Source organism: Agromyces humi, from assembly GCF_009720255.1.
GTDB lineage: Bacteria > Actinomycetota > Actinomycetes > Actinomycetales > Microbacteriaceae > Agromyces > Agromyces humi.
The window spans coordinates 1-18,035 of the sequence record NZ_WJSP02000036.1 but is presented as its reverse complement, the minus strand read 5'-3'; the positions used below and the strand labels follow the sequence as shown (position 1 = coordinate 18,035).

Here is an 18,035-nt window from a genome sequence, read left to right as displayed (position 1 = left end):
CGCACCCGCGACCTCGGGGATCAGGCCGGATGCCGCGAGGGTGAGGGCGATTCCCTGCGCGGCCGTCACGACCTTGCGCCAATAGCGGTACGGGAGCCGCCCGCGAAGCCACGGAAGCATCCATCCGGCGGCGACGAAGGCGTAGCGCATCAGGCCGATCGCGAGCACCCAGGCCCCGAGGATCGGTGCCACGTACGCACTCAGCACGAGCAGGAGGAACGCGTCCACCTCCATGTCGAACCGCGCACCGAGCTCCGTCGTGGTCCCGGTCCCCCGGGCGATCCACCCGTCGACCGCGTCCAGCACGAGGGCCGGGACGACGAGGCAGATCAGGAGCGGCACCGGGATGGGGGCGACGAAGGACGCGGCGACCAGTCCGGTGATGACGCCGACCAAGGTCGATCTCATCGCCGTGACGGCATTCGCCCAGCCGAGACGCGACGCCCGCGCGCGCCGCAGCGCTCCGAGCAACAGCGCGTTGCTCGCCGTCAGGTAAGCCAGCGCGGCGATCCAGCCGATCGGCGGCAGCCCGTCGACGGCCCAGATCATCGCCAGACCCGCCCCGCCGAGTCCGGCCAGCCCGATCGGTGCGAGGTGAACCTCATTGGTCGCCATCACGTGTCCTTGTCAGGGAGCATCTCACGGAGCATATTCATCATGTACACGTAGGGCATCCCCGGAAGGTTCACCGAAGGAGGCGTACCGTTGCTCGAGGCTGTGGCGTTCTGGATCGACCGGCCCGGCGTCGGGGTCATGCGACGGGCCCCGATCGGCCCGGTCGGCGACGGCGACGTGCTCGTCCGGACGAGCCGCACGGGCATCAGCCGCGGCACCGAGACCTCCGTCTTCCAGGGGCGGGTGCCGAGCAGCGAGCACGAGCGGATGCGCGCGCCGTTCCAGGAGGGCGGGTTTCCAGGCCCGGTGAAGTACGGCTACCTCAACGTCGGCGTCGTCGAGCAGGGGCCCGACGACCTCCGCGGCCGCACGGTCTTCACGCTGTTCCCCCACCAATCCCGCTTCGTCGTTCCGGCCGAGGCCGTGGTCCCCGTCCCCCACGGCGTGCCCGCCCGCCGTGCGGTGCTCGCGGGCGCGGTCGAGACGGCGGTGAACGTGCTGTGGGATGCCGCCCCGCTGGTCGGAGACCGGGTGACGATCGTGGGCGCGGGCATGATCGGATGCAGCATCGCGCGGCTGGCCCGTGGCATCCCGGGTCTCGACGTGGTGCTCGTCGACGTCGACGCGTCGCGTCGCACCGTCGCCGACCGACTCGGCGTGCGCTTCGCCGAACCGGGGGACGCGCCGGGCGACCGCGATCTCGTCGTCAACACGAGCGGGTCGGAGGCCGGGCTCCAGCTCGCACTCGCATCCGTCGTGACGGACGGGGACGTGATCGAGGCCAGCTGGTACGGCGACCGGCCGGTGACGCTCGCACTGGGAGCCGACTTCCACTCGCGCCGCCTGACGATCCGGTCGAGCCAGGTGGGCGCCGTGGCGCGTCGTCGCCGCGGCACGCGCACGACGCGCGACCGGCTGGCGCTCGCGCTCGACCTCCTGCAGGATCCCGCCTTCGACGCGCTGCTCACGGGGGACTCCCCCTGGAGCGAGCTCCCCGCGGTGATGGAAGGGCTCGCGACGGGGCAGGGCGCGGAGCTCTGCCACACGATCGATTGGACGGACGCCGAATGACCTTCACCCTGACCGTTCGGGACCACATGATGGTCGCCCACAGCTTCTCGGGAGCGACGTTCGGGCCGGCGCAGCGCCTGCACGGGGCGACCTTCATCGTCGACGCGTCGTTCCGTGCGAGCGACCTCGACGGCGACGGCGTGGTCGTCGACATCGGGCGCGCGGCCGAGGCGCTCAGCGAGATCACGGGTTCGCTGACCTATCGCAACCTCGACGACGAGGCCGAGTTCGCGGGCATGAACACCACGACCGAACGACTCTGCCAGGTGATCGCCGACCGCCTCGCGGAGCGCGTCGCCGATGGACGACTCGGGTCGGCCGACGGGCGGCTGTCGTCCATCGAGGTGACGCTCCACGAGTCCCACATCGCCTGGGCGACGTACGAGCGGACGTTGTGAGACGAATGGCGGACGCAGCGGTGCAGTTCCTCGTGCCCGACGGCATCGACGATGACGAGCGCGTCAGCGGCGGCAACGTCTACGACCGGCGCATCTGCGATGCCCTCCGAGCACAGGGCGTCGACGTGCGGATGGTGCGGGTGGCAGCAGACGGCGGGCGGGAGGTCGCGAGCGCGCTGTCCGCGCTCCGGCGCGACACGGTCGTGCTGGTCGACGGACTGGTCGCGGTCGCGGCATCGCGAGCGCTCGATGCGCAGTCGACGCGGCTTCGGATCGTCGTGCTGGCGCACATGGTCGCAAGCGCCCTGCCCCGTATCCCGGATCGCGCGCGAACGGCGGAACGGGAACGCCTTGCCCTGCACGCCGCCCGGCGTGTCATCGCGACCAGCGAATGGACCCGTTCCGAACTCGTCGCCCGCACGCTCGCGGAACCCGATCGCGTCGTCGTCGCTCGTCCGGGCACCGACGCCGCACCGGCGGCGACGGGATCCGCATCCGGGGGCCACCTGCTCTGCGTCGGCGCAGTCGCATTTCACAAGGGCCAGGACGTGCTGGTCAACGCGCTGGCGGGCATGGACGATCTGCCCGGATGGAGCTGCTCGATCGTGGGCTCGCTGAGCGCCGACCCCGAGTTCGCGAACCGGACCGCCGACGCCATCCGATTCGCGGGGCTCACGGAGCGCATCGGACTGCACGGAGTGCTCGCCGGTCGGCGGCTCGCCGCGGCGTACCACGCCGCCGACCTCGTGGTCGTGCCATCGCGCGCCGAGAGCTACGGCATGGTGGCCGCCGAGGCGGTCGCACGAGGGATCCCGGTCGTGGCATCGCGCGTCGGCGGGGTGCCCGAGGCGATCGCAGGGAGCACCGCCGCCATCCTCATCCCTCCCGATGACCCGGTGGCGTTGCGTGCGGTGCTCCGCCGGTGGTGGGCGGAACCTCCTCGGCGTGCGGTGCTCAAGGCGGAGGCGGTGCGCTCACGTGCCAGGAGGCGAACCTGGGCCGAGACCGCGCGAATCGTCGCAACGGCGCTGGGACCACCCCGCACCGCCGCCGCCGATTCCGAGCGGCGGCGCGCCGGATGACCGAGGTCATCGAGGTCAGCAGCGACTGGCTCGCGCTCCGCGAGCCGGAGGACGCCCGCGCCCGGTCCCGCCACCTCGCGCTCGCAGCAGCCGGGCAGCTGGCGCCGGGTCCGATTCTGATCCACGACCTGGGAAGCGGGACCGGCTCGATGATGCGCTGGCTCGCGCCGCAGCTCCCCGGCCCGCAGACCTGGGTCCTGCACGACTGGAACGCCAGCCTCATCGAACGGGCGATGCACGCCGGCGCGAACGATCGTGAAGGACGATCGGTCTCGATCCGCGCGCGGAGCGGCGAGCTCGCGCACCTCGAGTCCGACGACCTCGACGGCGCCTCGCTGGTGACCGCTTCCGCGTTGCTCGACGTGCTGACATCGACCGAGGTCGGCGCCCTCACCGGCGCGTGCGTCGGCGTCGGATGCCCCGTGCTGCTGAGCCTCAGCGTGACCGGGCGGGTCAGCCTCGATCCCTGGGATCCTCGCGACGACGAGTTCGAGGCCGCGTTCAATGCGCACCAGCGACGTCGTGCGGGGGCGCGCCGTCTCGTCGGGCCCACGGCCGTCGCGCTCGCGCGACGACGATTCCTCGAGGCCGGCTGGAACGTTCGAGCCGCCGCCACCCCCTGGCGGCTCGGCGACCACGATCAACCACTCCTCGACGAGTGGTTCGCCGGGTGGTGCGATGCCGCGCTCCAGGAGCGTGCCGATCTCCGAGTGGACGGCGCGGCGTACCGCGCCCTTCGTTCGTCGCAGTCGCGACGCGGTGCGCTCTCGGCCGAGGTCGCGCACACCGATCTCCTGGCGTGGCCGTGATGTCCGCGTCGACGATCACAACACTGCTCCGCGTGGCCCGCTCGTCGCGGCGGCTCCGACTCGCCGCACGTGTGGTCGTGGGGGTCGGCGTGCTCATCGCGGTGGTCGCCCAGGTCGGCACGGGGCCGCTCCTGGAGGGCCTGCTCAGCGTGGACCTGCACGTGATCGCCGTTGCGCTCGCGCTCTCCGCCGTCGCCACCGCCGCGGCGGCGTGGCGCTGGAGCATCATCGCGGGGCGACTCGGGGTGGGTGTCCGCTTCCCTGAGGCGGTCGGCATGTACTACCGGTCGCAGTTCCTCAACACCGTCCTTCCCGGCGGCGTGCTCGGTGACGTCCAGCGCGCGGTGACGCAAGGCCGCAACGCGGGCAACGTGGCGCAGGGGGCTCGCGCCGTCGTCATCGAGCGCACCATCGGGCAGGTGGTGCAGCTCGCCCTCGCCGTCGTCGTCATCGCGTGGTTCGGTTCGGAGTTCGAGGGAGTCCTGCTCTCGACGCTCGGCGTGGTCGTCGGCGTGCTCGTCCTCGCAGCGCTCGCAACGGTGGCAGCGAGTGCCCGCCTGCGACGGGCGCTGCGGCGCGAGCTCGATGAGCTCTCGGCAGGCGTCGGGTCTCCCGGCCCATTCGTGCGAGTCGTCGTCGCCTCGATGGTGGTGGTCGCGTGCCACGTCGTGACGTTCGGCGTCGCGGTCGCCGCGGTGGGAGCCAGCGTGCCACCGACGCGCCTCGCCGCCCTCGCGCTCGTCGTCCTGATCGCAGGATCCATCCCCCTGAACCTCGGCGGGTGGGGGCCGCGCGAGGGAATCGCCGCTTGGGCGTTCGCCGTCGCCGGCCTCGGCGCCTCCACCGGGGTCGCGGCATCCGCCCTCTTCGGCTTCCTCGCGATGATGGCCGTCGCCCCCGGACTCGTCGTCGCCGCGACATCCGCGGTCCGTGGTGTTCGAACGCCCCTACCGGCGCGTACGGTCGTGCTGACCGGCACGGGCCGGAAGGAGGAATCGTGACCGACCGTCCGTACGTGATCCTCAGCGCCGCCATGTCCATCGACGGATACCTCGACACCGCCTCACCGCCGCGCCTTGCGCTCTCGAACGAGGCCGACTTCGACCGGGTCGACGAGGTGCGCGCGCACTGCGACGCCATCCTCGTCGGAGCACGCACCGTACGGGCCGACAATCCGAGGCTGCTCGTGCGCAGCGAGCAGCGACGGAGTCGGCGTGAAGCCGAGGGCCGTCCCCCGTCGCCCTGGAAGGTGACCGTCACGGCGACCGGCGACCTCGATCCGCAGTCGAGGTTCTTCACCTTCGGCGACACCGAGAAGCTGGTCTACTGCCCCGGGTCCTTGACCCGCGGCATCCGGGAACGGCTCGGTGATCGTGCCACCATCGTGGGATTGGCCGAAGAGCTCACCGTGGTCGATCTCGTCGGCGAACTGCATGACCGGGGCGTGCGGACGCTCCTCGTCGAAGGCGGCGGAACCGTGTTCACCCAGTTCCTGGCGTCCGACCTCGTCGATGAACTCCAGTTGGCCATCGCCCCGTTCTTCGTCGGCGACCGGCGAGCCCCGCGCTTGATCGGCGACGGCACATTCCCGTGGAATTCCGACCGCCGAGCACCTCTCGCCGAGAGCCGTCGAGTCGGCGACATGGTGCTCCTGCGGTATGCACTGTCCGAGCGCGGCCCGGCACCCGGTGGTTCCCACCCCGGCGAACCGGACTAGCTGACGCCCATGGCGAAGGCAGCGTCGTCAGCACGCGCGTGGATCGGCACGATCGTCTTCCTCTTCCTCGCACCCGGAATCGTCGCCGGCCTCATCCCTTGGCTCATCTCCGGCTGGCGTTGGCACGACTGGGGCACCGCCGCCTGGGTCGTGCTGCCGGTCGCCTGGATCGCGATCGGGGTCGGCGTGGCGTTCCTGCTGCACGCCTTCGCGCTGTTCGCGCGGCACCGCGGAACGCCCGCTCCCCTCGCTCCGACGGCGACGCTCGTCGTGACCGGCGTCTACCGATACGTGCGCAACCCGATGTACCTCGCAGTGCTCGCGATCATCCTCGGCCAGGCGCTCCTGTTCGCCAACTGGTGGCTCCTGCTGTACGCGGCCATCGTGCTCGCGGCGTTCGTGGGATTCGTGAAGGGCTACGAGGAGCCGACGCTCACCGAGACCTACGGCGAGCAGTACGTCGACTATCGGCGCAACGTCCCGGGTTGGTGGCCGCGGCTCACGCCATGGCGTGGCTGATCACTGCTGCATCCTCGGATCCTCGGTCGGGTCGGCGAACGTGGCGGGGCAGCCCGCTTCGACCGCCTCGTCGCGCAGCTCGAAGTGCCACGGCTCGTTGTCGTAGATCGGGCAGAGGCCGTACCGGGAACCGTGTGACGACAGCCATGCGTCGGCCTCGAAGTCGCCGATGTCGACCGCGTCGCCCGAGACGTGGGCCGAGGTGCTCGCGGTGGCCACCCAGCGCGCGGCCTCCGCCGCAGACCCGTAGGTGCCCACCGCATCCTCCAGCAGCCGCTCCTGGTATTCCGCGGAGCGCCAGCCGCTGTTCACGACGAAGGCGATGCCGTCCTGCGCGGCATCCGACGCGGCCTCGCGCAGCGCATTGAGCAGATCGGGGTCGAGATTGCCGACGCCGGGATACGCCGTATCGAAGACGGTCACGCCGTCCGGCAGCAGGCCGTCGGCGTCGGTGACGTCGCCGTCGGGCATCACCGGCGCGCCCGCACCGTCGCCATCGCGCAGACCCTCACCGAACGACGAGGCGGACGACGACGCCGACGGTGGGATGAGCATTCCGAGCACCGTCGCCGAGGCGACGACGACGAGCAGGGCGACGACGGCCGCCCAGAGCGTGCTGCGGGCGCGGGATCGGCTCGGGGTGCGGGACAGGGTGGTGCGACTCATGCAGCCAGCCAACGCGAGCGTGCGTTGCCGGGGCGTATCCGGTTTCGGATACGCCGACGATATGCATCGGCTCCTAGCATTGCCAGCATGCGTGTGCTGGTGGTGGAGGACGAGCCGTTCATGGCGGAGGCCATCCGCGATGGGCTGCGCCTGGAGGCGATCGCGGCCGACATCGCCGCCGACGGGGAGACGGCGCTCGAACTGCTGAGCATCAACTCCTACGACCTCGCCGTGCTCGACCGTGACATCCCGGCTCCGTCCGGCGACGAGGTGGCGGCGAGCATCGTCGCCTCGGGCGGCGGGATGCCGATCCTGATGCTCACCGCCGCCGATCGGCTGGACGACAAGGCCTCGGGGTTCGGGCTCGGAGCCGATGACTACCTCACCAAGCCGTTCGAGCTGCAGGAGCTCGTGCTCCGGCTTCGTGCGCTCGACCGCAGACGGGCGCACAACCGACCGCCGGTGCACGAGATCGCCGGGCTCCGCCTGGATCCCTTCCGCCGCGAGGTCTACCGCGACGGCCGCTACGTCGCCCTGACGAGGAAGCAGTTCGCGGTGCTCGAAGTCCTCGTCGCCGCCGAGGGCGGGGTCGTCAGCGCCGAGGAGCTGCTGGAGCGGGCATGGGATGCGAACGCCGACCCGTTCACCAACGCCGTGCGCATCACGGTCTCCGCCCTGCGCAAGCGGCTCGGCGAGCCGTGGGTCATCGCGACGGTACCCGGGGTCGGGTATCGCGTCGACCCCGAGGCATCCGCCCCGGGCTCGAGCGGAGGCGCGCGTGGGTAGGGCGCCGGGAATGAGCGTCCGCCTGAAGCTCACGCTGAGCTACGCGGGCTTCCTCATGGTCGCGAGCTTCCTGCTGCTCGCGGCCGTGTGGCTGTTCCTCCTCCGCTACGTGCCCGCCCGCGCGAGCCAGACCATCGACGGGTTCGTGCCCGGTCGCGACGACCTGGTCCGCGCGTTCGGGCCGGTCGTCGCCTGGGTCCTCCTGTTCCTGTTGGCATTCGGCCTCGTCGGCGGGTGGTTCCTGGCCGGGCGGATGCTCGTGCCCCTGGCACGGATCACGGAGGCCACGCGCCGGGCCGCGAACGGCTCGCTCTCGTACCGCATCGAACTGGAGGGCCGGAACGACGAGTTCCGCGAGCTCGCGGACAGCTTCGACGCGATGCTCGCCCGGCTCGAGGCGCAGGTGGCAGAGCAGCGGAGGTTCGCCGCGAACGCCTCGCACGAGTTGCGGACCCCGCTCGCCATCACGCAGACGCTGCTCGAGGTCGCCCGGACCGATCCCGACCGCGACCACGGCGCCCTCATGGAGCGCCTTCGCATCGTCAACGACCGGGCGATCGCCCTCACCGAGGCGTTGCTCCTGCTCAGCCGCGCCGACCAGCGGTCGTTCACCCGCGAGGAGGTGGACCTGTCCCTGCTGGCGGAGGAAGCGGTGGAGACGCTCCTCCCGCTCGCCGAGCAGCGCGGTGTCGTCCTCGAGACCTCCGGCGACATCGCGCCCACGCTCGGCTCGCACGCGCTGCTGCTGCAGATGACCACGAACCTCGTGCACAACGCCATCGTGCACAACCTCCCCGACCACGGCACCGTGCACGTGAGCACCGCCGTCGACCCGCGGTCCGTCACGCTGACGGTCGAGAACACGGGCGAGCACCTCGCGCCGCAACTCGTCTCCACGCTGACCGAGCCGTTCCAGCGGGGCACCGAACGCCTCCGCGGCGACCATGCCGGGGTCGGCCTGGGCTTGGCGATCGTGGCGAGCATCGTCACGGCGCACGACGGACGCCTGACGATCGTCGGGCGCCCCGAGGGCGGGATGCGCGTGACGGCGGCGCTTCCGGCCGCGGCATCGGGTGCCATCCGATGAGCGTCGAGGAGCTGCCCCGCTCGTCGCCCGGGGAGCGTGGGAGTGACGCACGACGGGCGCGCAGCGGCATCCTGCTGCCGGTGCTGTTCGCCGTGTACCTCGCACTGCTCACGTGGATCGTGATCTGGAAGCTCGAGATCCCATTCGTCGGAACGGGCGACCTGCGCCAGCTCAAGCTCGTCCCGTTCGCGCCGAGCGCGTGCGACGGTGCCAGCGCGCCGTCCGAGGTGGTCGTGAACGTCCTGCTCTTCGTGCCCTTCGGCGTCTATCTCGGCCTCCTCGCGCCGGCCTGGTCGTGGTGGCGGAGCGCAGCCGCCCTCGCGGGCGCGAGCCTCGCGATGGAGGTCGTCCAGTACGTCCTGGCCGTCGGCAGCTCCGACGTGACCGATCTCGTCACGAACACCGCCGGTGGGCTGGCCGGGCTCGGCGTGCTCGCACTGGCGCGACGCAAGCTGGGCCCACGCGCGAGCGCGGTCATGTCGCGGATCTGCGCCGTGCTGACGGTGCTCGCGCTGCTGGCGGCGGCGATCGTCGTCGTCTCTCCGCTGAGCTTCTCGCCGCCACGCGACGTCCTGGTCGCCGGCCAGGATGCGTCGGGAGAACGAACGGGTGCGGCCTCGGTGGAGCGCCGTCGGCTCGAACGGGCGGCGCACGCGCAGTACTGCCGGGAGAACCCGTTCTGACGCAGCCTTTCCGGGACCGGCGACGAGGCCGCTGCCAGCGAAGGAGAGCCCGATGACGAATCTCGTGGAGACGACGACCGGCCGATCCGTCCCCGAGGTGATCGACGCGCTGCGGGCGGGGCTCGCACGGCGTGGCATCCACGTGTTCGCCGTCATCGACCACGCTGCGGCTGCTCGCGAGGCGGGTCTCGAGCTCCACGACGAGACCGTCGTGATCTTCGGCGACCCGCGCGTCGGCACCGCCTTGATGGTGGCGGACGCGCGCGTGGGCATCGACCTGCCGTTGCGGATCCTCGCCTGGTCCGACGGGCAGCGCACGCATGTCGCCTCTCACGACCCCCGGAGCCTTGCGGACTCCTACGATCTCGCACCTGCGAACGAGACGATCGGCAGGCTCGGCGGGTTGTTGGCGCAACTCGTCACCGAGGTGACCACCGAGAACTGAGCGCCATTGGCGCGGGGCCCGCTGTTTTCCGTGTTCACTGGGGGCTATGGACGGGTTGCCCCTCTGGCTGTTGGCCGTGATCTTCGTCGCCGCGGCGGCGGTGGTGTGGGTCGCGGGCATCCAGCTGTCCCGCACGACGGATGTGCTGGACGCGCGTCTGGGGATCGGCAGCGCCCTCGGCGGGTTGATCGTGCTGGCGATCGCGACGAACCTGCCCGAGATCGCGATCACCGTCAGTGCGGCGATGTCGGGCGACATCTCGGTGGCGGTCGGCAACATCCTCGGAGGCATCGCCCTGCAGACGGTCGTGCTCGTCATCCTCGACGTGTTCGGCAGGCGGGCACCGGGCGCCCGGCCGCTGACGTACCGTGCCGCCTCGCTGGTGCTGGGCGTCGAGGCGGTGATGGTGGTGGCGATCCTCACCGTCGTGGTGGCGGGCACGCAGCTGCCGGACAGTGCGATCTTCGGGCGCCTCACCGCCGACGTGGTGCTGATCGCCGTGCTCTGGGTTGCGGCACTGCTCCTCGTTCGGCGGGCCTCCGCTGCCCTCCCCTGGCAGGCCACGGGCGCGGCCCCGCCGTCGTCGCCCGTGCCGCGGCGTCGACGCAGCCGGCCGGAGCCGCCGCATGCGTCGATGTCCACGACGAAGGCGTGGGTGGTCTTCACGATCGGGGCGCTCGCCACGCTGGGGGCCGGCGTCGCGCTGGAACGCAGCGGGGATGCCGCGGCCGACGAGCTCGGCATGTCGGGCCTGCTGTTCGGCGCGACGTTCCTGGCGCTCGCGACGTCGCTTCCCGAGATCTCGACCGGGCTTCAGGCCGTGAAGCAGGGGGATGACGACCTCGCGGTCAGCGACATCTTCGGTGGCAACGCGTTCCTCCCGGTGCTCTTCCTCGTCGCCACGCTGATCACCGGCACGGCAGTCCTCCCCCGGGCCGGCGCAGCCGACATCTACCTCACCGCGCTCGGCGCGCTCCTCACGCTGGTGTACGTCGTCGGGCTCATCTTCCGTCCGACGCGGCGGGTGCTCGGAATGGGCGTCGACTCGCTCGTCGTAGTGGTGCTCTACCTCGTCGGCATGGTCGGGCTCTTCGCCATCGCCGGCGCCGGATGAGAGGCTGGACGCCGCCTTCGTCCGGCCGTTTCGCAAGCGTCAGACCCCGCCACCGATCTTCGACGACCCGCGCCGCACCTCCGGCGACGACGGATGGCCCCACTGGATGTGTCCGTCCGCCCCCGGTTGCTCGCCGTCACGCGGTAGCCTGCCCCCATGGGCAACGGCGAGCGACGGTCACCGGCGAACGAAGCCGGGCGCCGGGTGCGCAAGCGTCTGCCGCGGCGAGGCTTGGCTGAGCTGGTCCTCCCCGTCGACCGGGATCCCCTCGGCATCCTCGAGGAACAGCACGCGTCGAGACTGAAGGATCTCGTGCCGGTGCGGGTGGGACGGATGCTGCAATCGCCGTTCTCGTTCTACCGGGGCACGGCGGCGATCATGGCGGCCGACCTGCGCGGTGCACCCACCACCGACCTCGAGGTCGTCTCCTGCGGCGACGCCCACATCTCGAACTTCGGCTTCTTCGCCTCGCCCGAACGCGCGCTCGTCTTCGACCTCAACGACTTCGACGAGGGCGGCGTCGCGCCGTGGGAGTGGGACGTGCGCCGGCTCACCGCGAGCGTGTACATCAGCGGGCGCGACATCGGCTTGAGCGAGGACGCATGCCGAGACGCGGCCTTCGCCGCGGCCGACGCGTACCGCGAGATGTTGCGGGGCTATTGCCGTCTCTCCACGCGGGAGCGCTACTACACCCGGGTCGACACGTCCTCGGTCGCACGTCACCTCGGGGAGAAAGGCGAGCAGACGGTCCGCAAAGCGGCGAAGAAGGCCCGCGCACGCACGTCCGAGCGGCTCCTGCAGCGCCTGACGACGATTTCGGTCGACGGCGGCATCCGCATCGTCGATCAACCTCCCATCCTGCGCCACGTCGACCACGCGACCTTGGGCGAGGTCACCGACCTCTTCGCCCAATACCGCGCGACCCTGCGCGAGGACATCGCGTTCCTGCTGGAGCAGTACCGTGTGGTCGACTTCGCCCTGCGGGTCGTCGGCGTCGGCAGCGTCGGCACCCGCTGCTACCTGCTCGCAGTCGAGGGCCCCACCGGCGACATGCTCTTCCTCCAGGCCAAGGAGGCACCGCCGTCCGTCTTGACGACGTACGGGGGCCGGCGGTCGATCATCCCCGGTCGCCCCGGCGTGACTGACTTCATCGAGGGCCACCGCGTCGTCGCCGCCCAGCGGATCCTGCAGGCGAACTCCGACCTCTTCGTCGGATGGATCCGCGGCTGGGCTGGTGACACCGCCGACCGTTACCGCGTGGACTACTACTGGCGGCAGTTCCGGGACATGAAGGGGTCGATCGAGCCGGACACGCTCGACACCGACCAGTTCCGCTCGTACGGTGCGCTGTGCGCCGCACTCCTGGCTCGGGCACACGGGCAGTCCCCCGCCTCGGCTGCGATCGTGGGCTACCTCGGCCGATCCGAAGAATTCGCCGAGGCGACGGCGGCATGGTCGGCCGCTTACGCCGATGTCGCCGAGGCCGACTTCGAGCTGCTAGGCCGAGCGGTCGCATCCGGACGCCTCCCGGCTGAGACCGGGGTCTGAACGCGGTTCGGGGCGTGCACCTCCGGATCCTGACGCGAGGCACGCTTTCGGGTTCGGACCGAGCGAAGCAACCGCGTCGGTGCCGGAGACACTGCCGAACGCCGGAGGAAGCAGGGGCCGCGGCCCCTTGGAGGATTCAGCCCGTCGCGGGGTTGCCTCAGGATGTCTCGGAAACTCGCGGATTCCTCGTGTCGACAGGGAACCAAGCGGTTCGCTACTTCAAAATGTCCGGTCGCATGTGGCTGATTCAGAATGAACGTGATGGGTAGATGATGCGCTCGCGCCAGTGCAGTTGGGCGCACGCGATGGCCATCGAGACCCGTGGCTTCCGTCTCCACAGGCGTGTTTGCGGATGTCGCCCCTTGGCGGGCATCTTCACCGGGCGGGGTAAACCGCACATCTCAGCCTCGGGACTCCGAGTTCTGCCGACTTGCCAATGAGCGGCCGCTGCCCGACCGTCTACTGGTCCGGTTCTGGCCCTTCAGCGGGGACCACCTGATCGCTATTGTGTGGAGCTATGCCGTCTTCGTCTGGATCTCGCCTCCCGGCGTGGCGAGTCGTGCTGCTTGCCGCCGCGACGGCGGTTGTCCGCGACCGGTCCCGGTCCCTGCTCGCGCTGCACCGAGACTCTGGCGTGTGGGGCTTCGTGGACGGAGGGCGTCGAACCGGGGACAGTCCGGAGATTTATCGATGAGAGAGTTGGCTTCGAGGTCCTGGACCTGGGTTCTCCTTGGATACTGCCTGCCGTGCGTTTCGCTATATGTGCTCGGTGTCTTTGCGTCCGTTTCCTGGCTCGTAACTGTGGCCTGCCTGCTCTCTCTCCCTTTGGGCGTCCTAGTCCTCGGGATTACATTTCTCTATTTTCAGATTTGGCTTGATGTAGAACCCTTCGGCCCACTTCTCGTAGCCTCCGTCGGAGGGACCCTCGTCCTCGCTTCGAGCCTGCTCACTGCGGTTATCGTGCGTGCGATAGTCCGAGGCATTTTAGGAGGAAAGTCTGCGGTTTCTGGCTAGATACTCGCTGGCTATCCGCATGCGGATGTCCGCAGCCGGATCCTTCAACGACGTGTCAGCGGGCGAGAACGACCGGGTCAGATCACCGTCGCGCTTCGGTCATCTCGCTGACGAAGGACGTGCGGCTCGGAGCCACCCAGGATGACGGCGGCCCACACGCATTACCCCCAGGATCAAGAACACGTACCTACGATCAACCTAACAACATTCGCTGCAACGCGAAGCGGGACGGAATCCACAGCGCCATGCCGAGGGCCCCCGCGACGGAGGCCCTCGTGGACGTCGCCACGCTGGGCGTGGCAGCGGCGCGTTCCTACCGGTCGGGGCGCTCGCCTCGCAGCGTGGGGTCGACGTCGGGGTCGCGGACGTCGGTCATCACCGGTTCGTCGGCCATGCCGACTGGCTCCGCCGGTACGACTACTTCGACCTTGGTCTCCGCGTCATCGGCGTCCGACTTCCTGCCGACCGCCGCCGCGGCCACGCCGGCGGCCGCCGCAGCCGCGACTCCGGCCACGACCTTGCCCGACACTCCGGCCTTGCCGGAATCGCCGCGGGACGCCTCCGCGTCCTCGATCCCGGGCGTGCCGGGGACGTTCTCGATGGTTCCCCGCCACGCGCCGGACGCGTAGCCCTCGGACTCGACAAGTTCCTTGAACCGCTCGAGATCCTTCTTCGTCCGGCTCTCCACCACGTTCAGCTTGTCGCCGACCTCCTCGACGAGACCCTCCGGTTCGTACTCGAGCGTCAAGCGCACCGACGTCTGGCCACCGCCGATGTCCTCGAAGGTGACCTCGCCGGCGTTGGTCGCGCCCTCGGTCGCCGCCCAGGCGACCTTCCTGTCGGGGATCTGCTCGAGGATCGTCGCCTCCCACTTGCGGCGGACCCCTGCGATCTCGGCGACCCACTCGAGATGGTCATCGCTCAGCTGGGTGACCTTCTTGATGCCGCCCATGAAATGCGGGAAGTCCTCGAACTGGGTCCATTGGTTGTATGCCACGCTGACCGGGACGTTCACGAGGATCCTGTGCTCGACCTTCGTCATGGTGTCTCCTTCGCTCGATTGAGCCGGCGGTCGGATTTCCACCGGACAAGCACCATACGCACGACCCGGAAGGCGGCGTCAGCCCCTTGCGCTCCAGCGAACGGAGTGAGACGAAATATCGCAGCCCGCTACCGAGCCCAGGAGGACCTTGGCCTCAACTTGATACCTGCTAGGTACGACCGCGTGTCCCGCGCATCCCGAGTCGTCCGGGAATGTCCGCAGCGTTCGGAGACCGACGCCCGGAATCGAGCGCTAACGGAGCGAAAGTGATGGGTTCTCGATGCGGGAATCAAATTCCTTAACCGCAAAGTCCCGGAAACCCTTGAGTTTCCGGGACTTTCTGGTCGGGCTGACAGGATTTGAACCTGCGACCCCTTGACCCCCAGTCAAGTGCGCTACCAAGCTGCGCCACAGCCCGATGCCGACCGCGTTCGCGGAAGACAACTTGACCATCATAGCGGCATCCGGAGGGGTGCTCGTGCACACGGAGCGGGCCGACGCCGCCGATCGGCCAGGGCTCGCACGGCTGATGCATGGCGCGGACATAGCCCACGCAGAGGTGCGCCTCCTAGCTTCGTGGGGACCGATCACGGTCGCACATCGACGCGAGCAGAGCCGCGGATGCCGCGCGCCGCCGCCGAACGAGGAGGACCCTTGCCCACCACGAACCGCCGCCTCCGGGCGCTCAACCTTCCGCTCCTCGGGCTCTGGATCGCCGGCGCCGCCGTCGCCGCTGCGGGAACCTGGATGGTGCTCACCGGCAACGCCGGACAGGCCGACTTCTACAACCAGGGCGGCTCCGACTACGCCGAGCTGCTCGGCCTGCAGTCGAGGACGACGATCGGCGGGCTGCTCATCGCGGCCGGTGTCCTGGGGCTGCTCCTGGCGCTCGCGACCCACGCGCGCACTCGAGCGGCGGCACTCCCGGCGAGCCGGGCGTCCGTGACGCCGCCGGACGCGACATCCGATGCGCTCGGCGACGTCGACGACCTCGACGAGGAGGACGGCGAGCGCGCCCCAGCGGGCGCCGACGCCGGCGTGGTGGAGGCGCCCGACGACCTGACCGACCTGGCCGACCAGCCCACGGCCGAGCCCGAGCGCGACGCCGAGCCGGCCCGCGCGTGACGCCCGCGGCATCCGTCGTCAGAGGTGCGTGCGCACCGCGTCCATGAACGCGCGAGGGTCGTCGACCCAGATGCGCAGTCCGGTGATCACCTGTTCGCCGCCCTTGGGGGCGAGCCCCGGAAGGCGCACGAGGGTCGGGCGCTCGAGCTCGATCTCGATGTCGGTCTCGTCCTGCATGCGGAAGACGAGCACGCGCGCGTCATCCTTCTCCTCGAACCGCGGTGACTTCGGCTCGTCGACGCGCGTGACGCGCGCGACCGAGGCGATGTCGTCCCAGCTCAGGTGGAGGTCGATCTCGAGGCCCTGCCGCACGCGGATGCCGTCGGGGCCGACCGTGTGCGGCCGCATCAGGTACGCGCAGAGCAGGCCGAACATCCACGTGACACCCCAGATGCCGAGAACCAGGAATGCGACGCGCACCGCGGGCCAGCGGTGCACGATGAGGTCGATGATCGGGATCTCGACGGCCGACAGCACGATGAAGATCATGAGCACCGTGAACACGGGCTTGTGGTAGCCGAATCCGGAGGCACCCTGCGGAACGGCTCGGCGGCGGGCGATGAACCGCCCGATGTTCGCGTAGATCTTCAGCTCGACGAGCAGGGCGCGCTTGAGGAGGCTGCCGACGCGCTGCCACACGGATGCCGCGGGGCGGCCGGTCGTCACGACGGTCATGCCTTGGCCTCCACCCGGTCGGCCCGACGGGCCTCCTCGACGGCGACGAGCTCCCGGAGCCGTGCCGCGATCGCGTCGATGCCGCGCTCGAGGGCCGGGCGGTCGGCGGGTGCGACCGCGCCGAGGAGGTCGGCCGTGAGGTCGGCGTGCTCGCGCTGCATCTGATGCATGAACTGCTCGGCGGATGCCGCGAGCGACACGATGATCGCCCGGCGATCGGTCGGGTGGGGCGACCTGGTCACGTACCCGCCCGCCTCGAGCGCGTCGACGAGTCCCGTGATGTTGCGGGGGCTCACCTCGAGCCTCGCCGCGAGCGCGTGCTGGGTCGACGGACCCGAGTGCGCGAGGTCCCAGAGCACTCGGGTGCGCGCGGGCGTGAGCGGGGTTCCGCTGAACGCGCGCGCCATGTCCTTCTGGAACAACTCGCCGATCTCGAGCAGTCGGTCGAGCACGGTGATCGCGGCGGCCATATCGTGATGGTACTACATCATTACCTCCCTTCACGAACTATGGGAGTGCGACGCCGGATGTCGCCCCTCGCCGCTACCGTTGTCGTCATGGATGCCCGCGTCACCGTCGACACCCCGAGCGCCGCACTCCGCATCATCCCGGCGCAGGATGCGCCATTCGCCGACGTCGAGGCCGTGTTCGGCTCGAAGGGCGATCCGGCGCACTGCTGGTGCCAGTGGTACAAGATCCCCGGCAGCGACTGGAGGTCCGTCGGCGACGAGGCGCTGCACGACCGGTTGGCCGCCCAACTGGCCACCCCCGACGCCGGGCCGGGCCTGCTCGCCTACGACGGCGACACGCCCGTCGGGTGGTGCGCGGTCGAGCCCAGGGCCGACCTCGTCCGGCTGGCGCGCAGCCGCATCGTCGTCGACGGCACGCAGTATCCCGACTTCGCCGACCCCGACGTCTGGGCGGTGACCTGCTTCGTGGTGCCACCGGCCCATCGGCGCAAGGGTGTCGCGGGCGCCCTGACCGAGGCGGCGGTGGGCTACGCCCGCGCGCACGGCGCACGCATCCTCGAGGGGTACGCGATCGACCCGTCGGCCCGTGGCAAGACCCCCGCGGCCGACCTGTTCCACGGCACGGTCACCATGTTCGAGCACGCAGGGTTCGAAGAGGTTGCGCGACCCACCGCCGATCGCGCGATCATGCAGCTTCGGCTCGGCGACGACGGGGCTTGAGCGCGCCGCCGTTCACTCCGCGATCAGGTCGCGGAGCCGCTCACTCCGCGACCAGGTCCCGCAGCCGGTCCACGATGTCGGGCAGCCTCCGCAGGTGATCGGCCGCGCGTGCGTCCGCCGCCGCGGCCAGCCGCTCGAACAGGAGCGATGCCCCGCCCTCGTGCGCCACGTGCGCGGCTGTGCGTCGAGCATGCGCCGCGAACAGCACCTCATCGCGGTGGTCGCCCAGCGCGTCATGCAGGTCGTCGCCGACCTCCGCGAGCGCCCGCACGTGGGTCCCGAACAGCGCGACCGGATCGTCGGTGAGCGCCTCGGCGGCGTAGCGCAGCCGGCGGCCGGCCTTGCGCACTTCGTGCAGGGCCTCATCGTCTCCCCCGTCCTGCACCCGGTCGGCGCGACGGAGGGTGCGACGGGCCTCATCGTCGATGAGACGGCGCAGCACGTCGAGT

21 protein-coding genes and 1 tRNA gene are annotated in these 18,035 nt (G+C 70.4%); 15 read left to right on the top strand and 7 right to left on the bottom strand.

Annotation, left to right across the window (positions count from 1 at the left end; genetic code table 11):
- Nucleotides 1-615: CDP-alcohol phosphatidyltransferase family protein (locus GH736_RS05760; RefSeq protein WP_235933848.1), on the bottom strand; the 615-nt coding region annotated here is incomplete at its 3' end.
- A gap of 90 nt (nt 616-705) precedes the next feature.
- Here GH736_RS05760 and GH736_RS05755 point away from each other — a divergent pair.
- Genes GH736_RS05755 through GH736_RS05725 form a run of 7 tightly spaced genes read left to right on the top strand, consistent with a single transcriptional unit; the run spans nt 706 to nt 6,211 of the window.
- Nucleotides 706-1,686, top strand: coding sequence for a zinc-dependent alcohol dehydrogenase (locus GH736_RS05755; protein WP_235933847.1), 981 nt, complete (start codon nt 706-708; stop codon nt 1,684-1,686).
- Complete coding sequence (locus tag GH736_RS05750; protein ID WP_159601089.1) at nt 1,683-2,084, top strand: 6-pyruvoyl trahydropterin synthase family protein; 402 nt, start codon at nt 1,683-1,685, stop codon at nt 2,082-2,084. The genes GH736_RS05755 and GH736_RS05750 overlap by 4 nt, the downstream gene beginning before the upstream one ends.
- Nucleotides 2,085-2,089: 5 nt before the next feature.
- Nucleotides 2,090-3,166, top strand: a complete 1,077-nt coding sequence (locus tag GH736_RS05745) for a glycosyltransferase family 4 protein (protein ID WP_159601087.1) — start codon at nt 2,090-2,092, stop codon at nt 3,164-3,166.
- Complete coding sequence (locus GH736_RS05740) at nt 3,163-3,975, top strand: SAM-dependent methyltransferase (RefSeq protein ID WP_159601086.1); 813 nt, start codon at nt 3,163-3,165, stop codon at nt 3,973-3,975. Before GH736_RS05745 ends, GH736_RS05740 begins: the two co-directional genes overlap by 4 nt.
- Entirely contained in the window at nt 3,975-4,976 is a 1,002-nt protein-coding gene (locus tag GH736_RS05735; RefSeq protein ID WP_159601084.1) for a lysylphosphatidylglycerol synthase transmembrane domain-containing protein, read from the top strand. The genes GH736_RS05740 and GH736_RS05735 overlap by 1 nt, the downstream gene beginning before the upstream one ends.
- A complete protein-coding gene (locus GH736_RS05730) occupies nt 4,973-5,692 on the top strand; it encodes a RibD family protein (protein WP_159601082.1) in 720 nt (239 codons plus the stop codon). Before GH736_RS05735 ends, GH736_RS05730 begins: the two co-directional genes overlap by 4 nt.
- A gap of 9 nt (nt 5,693-5,701) precedes the next feature.
- Nucleotides 5,702-6,211 carry a methyltransferase family protein gene (locus GH736_RS05725; RefSeq protein ID WP_159601081.1) on the top strand — a complete coding sequence of 170 codons (510 nt, stop codon included), beginning with the start codon at nt 5,702-5,704 and terminating at the stop codon, nt 6,209-6,211.
- Here GH736_RS05725 and GH736_RS05720 read toward each other — a convergent pair whose 3' ends face one another.
- Nucleotides 6,212-6,877 carry a M15 family metallopeptidase gene (locus GH736_RS05720; protein WP_159601079.1) on the bottom strand — a complete coding sequence of 222 codons (666 nt, stop codon included), beginning with the start codon at nt 6,875-6,877 and terminating at the stop codon, nt 6,212-6,214.
- Between the two features lie 87 nt (nt 6,878-6,964).
- On the opposite strand from GH736_RS05720, the gene GH736_RS05715 reads away from it, so the two are divergent.
- The 6 genes from GH736_RS05715 to GH736_RS05690 all read left to right on the top strand — a co-directional run bounded on the left by GH736_RS05715 (nt 6,965) and on the right by GH736_RS05690 (nt 12,540).
- Entirely contained in the window at nt 6,965-7,663 is a 699-nt protein-coding gene (locus GH736_RS05715; protein WP_159601077.1) for a response regulator transcription factor, read from the top strand.
- A gap of 10 nt (nt 7,664-7,673) precedes the next feature.
- Nucleotides 7,674-8,750 carry a sensor histidine kinase gene (locus GH736_RS05710; protein WP_328596795.1) on the top strand — a complete coding sequence of 359 codons (1,077 nt, stop codon included), beginning with the start codon at nt 7,674-7,676 and terminating at the stop codon, nt 8,748-8,750.
- On the top strand, nt 8,747-9,433 hold the full coding sequence (locus GH736_RS05705; protein ID WP_159601073.1) for a VanZ family protein: 687 nt from the start codon (nt 8,747-8,749) through the stop codon (nt 9,431-9,433). Before GH736_RS05710 ends, GH736_RS05705 begins: the two co-directional genes overlap by 4 nt.
- Nucleotides 9,434-9,485: 52 nt before the next feature.
- Nucleotides 9,486-9,878 carry a DUF302 domain-containing protein gene (locus GH736_RS05700; RefSeq protein WP_159601071.1) on the top strand — a complete coding sequence of 131 codons (393 nt, stop codon included), beginning with the start codon at nt 9,486-9,488 and terminating at the stop codon, nt 9,876-9,878.
- Between the two features lie 46 nt (nt 9,879-9,924).
- A complete protein-coding gene (locus tag GH736_RS05695; protein ID WP_159601069.1) occupies nt 9,925-10,992 on the top strand; it encodes a sodium:calcium antiporter in 1,068 nt (355 codons plus the stop codon).
- 156 nt (nt 10,993-11,148) lie between these two features.
- Complete coding sequence (locus GH736_RS05690; protein ID WP_159601067.1) at nt 11,149-12,540, top strand: DUF2252 domain-containing protein; 1,392 nt, start codon at nt 11,149-11,151, stop codon at nt 12,538-12,540.
- A gap of 1,327 nt (nt 12,541-13,867) precedes the next feature.
- Here GH736_RS05690 and GH736_RS05685 read toward each other — a convergent pair.
- Both GH736_RS05685 and GH736_RS05680 read right to left on the bottom strand, forming a co-directional pair.
- The gene (locus GH736_RS05685) at nt 13,868-14,596 is read right to left on the bottom strand and encodes an SRPBCC family protein (RefSeq protein WP_159601065.1); all 729 of its coding nucleotides are present in this window, start codon (nt 14,594-14,596) and stop codon (nt 13,868-13,870) included.
- Between the two features lie 341 nt (nt 14,597-14,937).
- Nucleotides 14,938-15,014 (bottom strand) — tRNA-Pro (locus tag GH736_RS05680).
- Between the two features lie 236 nt (nt 15,015-15,250).
- Here GH736_RS05680 and GH736_RS05675 point away from each other — a divergent pair.
- On the top strand, nt 15,251-15,721 hold the full coding sequence (locus GH736_RS05675; RefSeq protein WP_159601063.1) for a hypothetical protein: 471 nt from the start codon (nt 15,251-15,253) through the stop codon (nt 15,719-15,721).
- 18 nt (nt 15,722-15,739) lie between these two features.
- Here GH736_RS05675 and GH736_RS05670 read toward each other — a convergent pair whose 3' ends face one another.
- Together GH736_RS05670 and GH736_RS05665 are read right to left on the bottom strand one after the other, a co-directional pair.
- Nucleotides 15,740-16,396, bottom strand: coding sequence for a hypothetical protein (locus tag GH736_RS05670; RefSeq protein ID WP_159601061.1), 657 nt, complete (start codon nt 16,394-16,396; stop codon nt 15,740-15,742).
- Complete coding sequence (locus GH736_RS05665) at nt 16,393-16,866, bottom strand: MarR family winged helix-turn-helix transcriptional regulator (protein ID WP_159601059.1); 474 nt, start codon at nt 16,864-16,866, stop codon at nt 16,393-16,395. Before GH736_RS05665 ends, GH736_RS05670 begins: the two co-directional genes overlap by 4 nt.
- Nucleotides 16,867-16,953: 87 nt before the next feature.
- Here GH736_RS05665 and GH736_RS05660 point away from each other — a divergent pair, with 87 nt between their 5' ends.
- Nucleotides 16,954-17,586, top strand: coding sequence for a GNAT family N-acetyltransferase (locus GH736_RS05660; protein WP_159601057.1), 633 nt, complete (start codon nt 16,954-16,956; stop codon nt 17,584-17,586).
- 40 nt (nt 17,587-17,626) lie between these two features.
- On the opposite strand, the gene GH736_RS05655 is transcribed toward GH736_RS05660, so the two are convergent.
- A partial coding sequence (locus GH736_RS05655) for a CHAD domain-containing protein (RefSeq protein ID WP_159601055.1) occupies nt 17,627-18,035 on the bottom strand: 409 nt, incomplete at its 5' end.

Excerpts from the sequence above, each read along its gene's own strand:
- GH736_RS05735 (WP_159601084.1), top strand. The coding sequence starts at position 3,975 with ATGTCCGCGTCGACGATCACAACACTGCTCCGCGTGGCCCGCTCGTCG.
- GH736_RS05725 (WP_159601081.1), top strand. The coding sequence starts at position 5,702 with ATGGCGAAGGCAGCGTCGTCAGCACGCGCGTGGATCGGCACGATCGTC.
- GH736_RS05685 (WP_159601065.1), bottom strand. The coding sequence starts at position 14,596 with ATGACGAAGGTCGAGCACAGGATCCTCGTGAACGTCCCGGTCAGCGTG.
- GH736_RS05750 (WP_159601089.1), top strand. The coding sequence starts at position 1,683 with ATGACCTTCACCCTGACCGTTCGGGACCACATGATGGTCGCCCACAGC.
- GH736_RS05670 (WP_159601061.1), bottom strand. The coding sequence starts at position 16,396 with ATGACCGTCGTGACGACCGGCCGCCCCGCGGCATCCGTGTGGCAGCGC.
- GH736_RS05715 (WP_159601077.1), top strand. The coding sequence starts at position 6,965 with ATGCGTGTGCTGGTGGTGGAGGACGAGCCGTTCATGGCGGAGGCCATC.
- GH736_RS05660 (WP_159601057.1), top strand. The coding sequence starts at position 16,954 with ATGGATGCCCGCGTCACCGTCGACACCCCGAGCGCCGCACTCCGCATC.
- GH736_RS05665 (WP_159601059.1), bottom strand. The coding sequence starts at position 16,866 with ATGGCCGCCGCGATCACCGTGCTCGACCGACTGCTCGAGATCGGCGAG.
- GH736_RS05710 (WP_328596795.1), top strand. The coding sequence starts at position 7,674 with ATGAGCGTCCGCCTGAAGCTCACGCTGAGCTACGCGGGCTTCCTCATG.
- GH736_RS05700 (WP_159601071.1), top strand. The coding sequence starts at position 9,486 with ATGACGAATCTCGTGGAGACGACGACCGGCCGATCCGTCCCCGAGGTG.
- GH736_RS05745 (WP_159601087.1), top strand. The coding sequence starts at position 2,090 with ATGGCGGACGCAGCGGTGCAGTTCCTCGTGCCCGACGGCATCGACGAT.
- GH736_RS05740 (WP_159601086.1), top strand. The coding sequence starts at position 3,163 with ATGACCGAGGTCATCGAGGTCAGCAGCGACTGGCTCGCGCTCCGCGAG.
- GH736_RS05720 (WP_159601079.1), bottom strand. The coding sequence starts at position 6,877 with ATGAGTCGCACCACCCTGTCCCGCACCCCGAGCCGATCCCGCGCCCGC.
- GH736_RS05690 (WP_159601067.1), top strand. The coding sequence starts at position 11,149 with ATGGGCAACGGCGAGCGACGGTCACCGGCGAACGAAGCCGGGCGCCGG.
- GH736_RS05705 (WP_159601073.1), top strand. The coding sequence starts at position 8,747 with ATGAGCGTCGAGGAGCTGCCCCGCTCGTCGCCCGGGGAGCGTGGGAGT.
- GH736_RS05695 (WP_159601069.1), top strand. The coding sequence starts at position 9,925 with ATGGACGGGTTGCCCCTCTGGCTGTTGGCCGTGATCTTCGTCGCCGCG.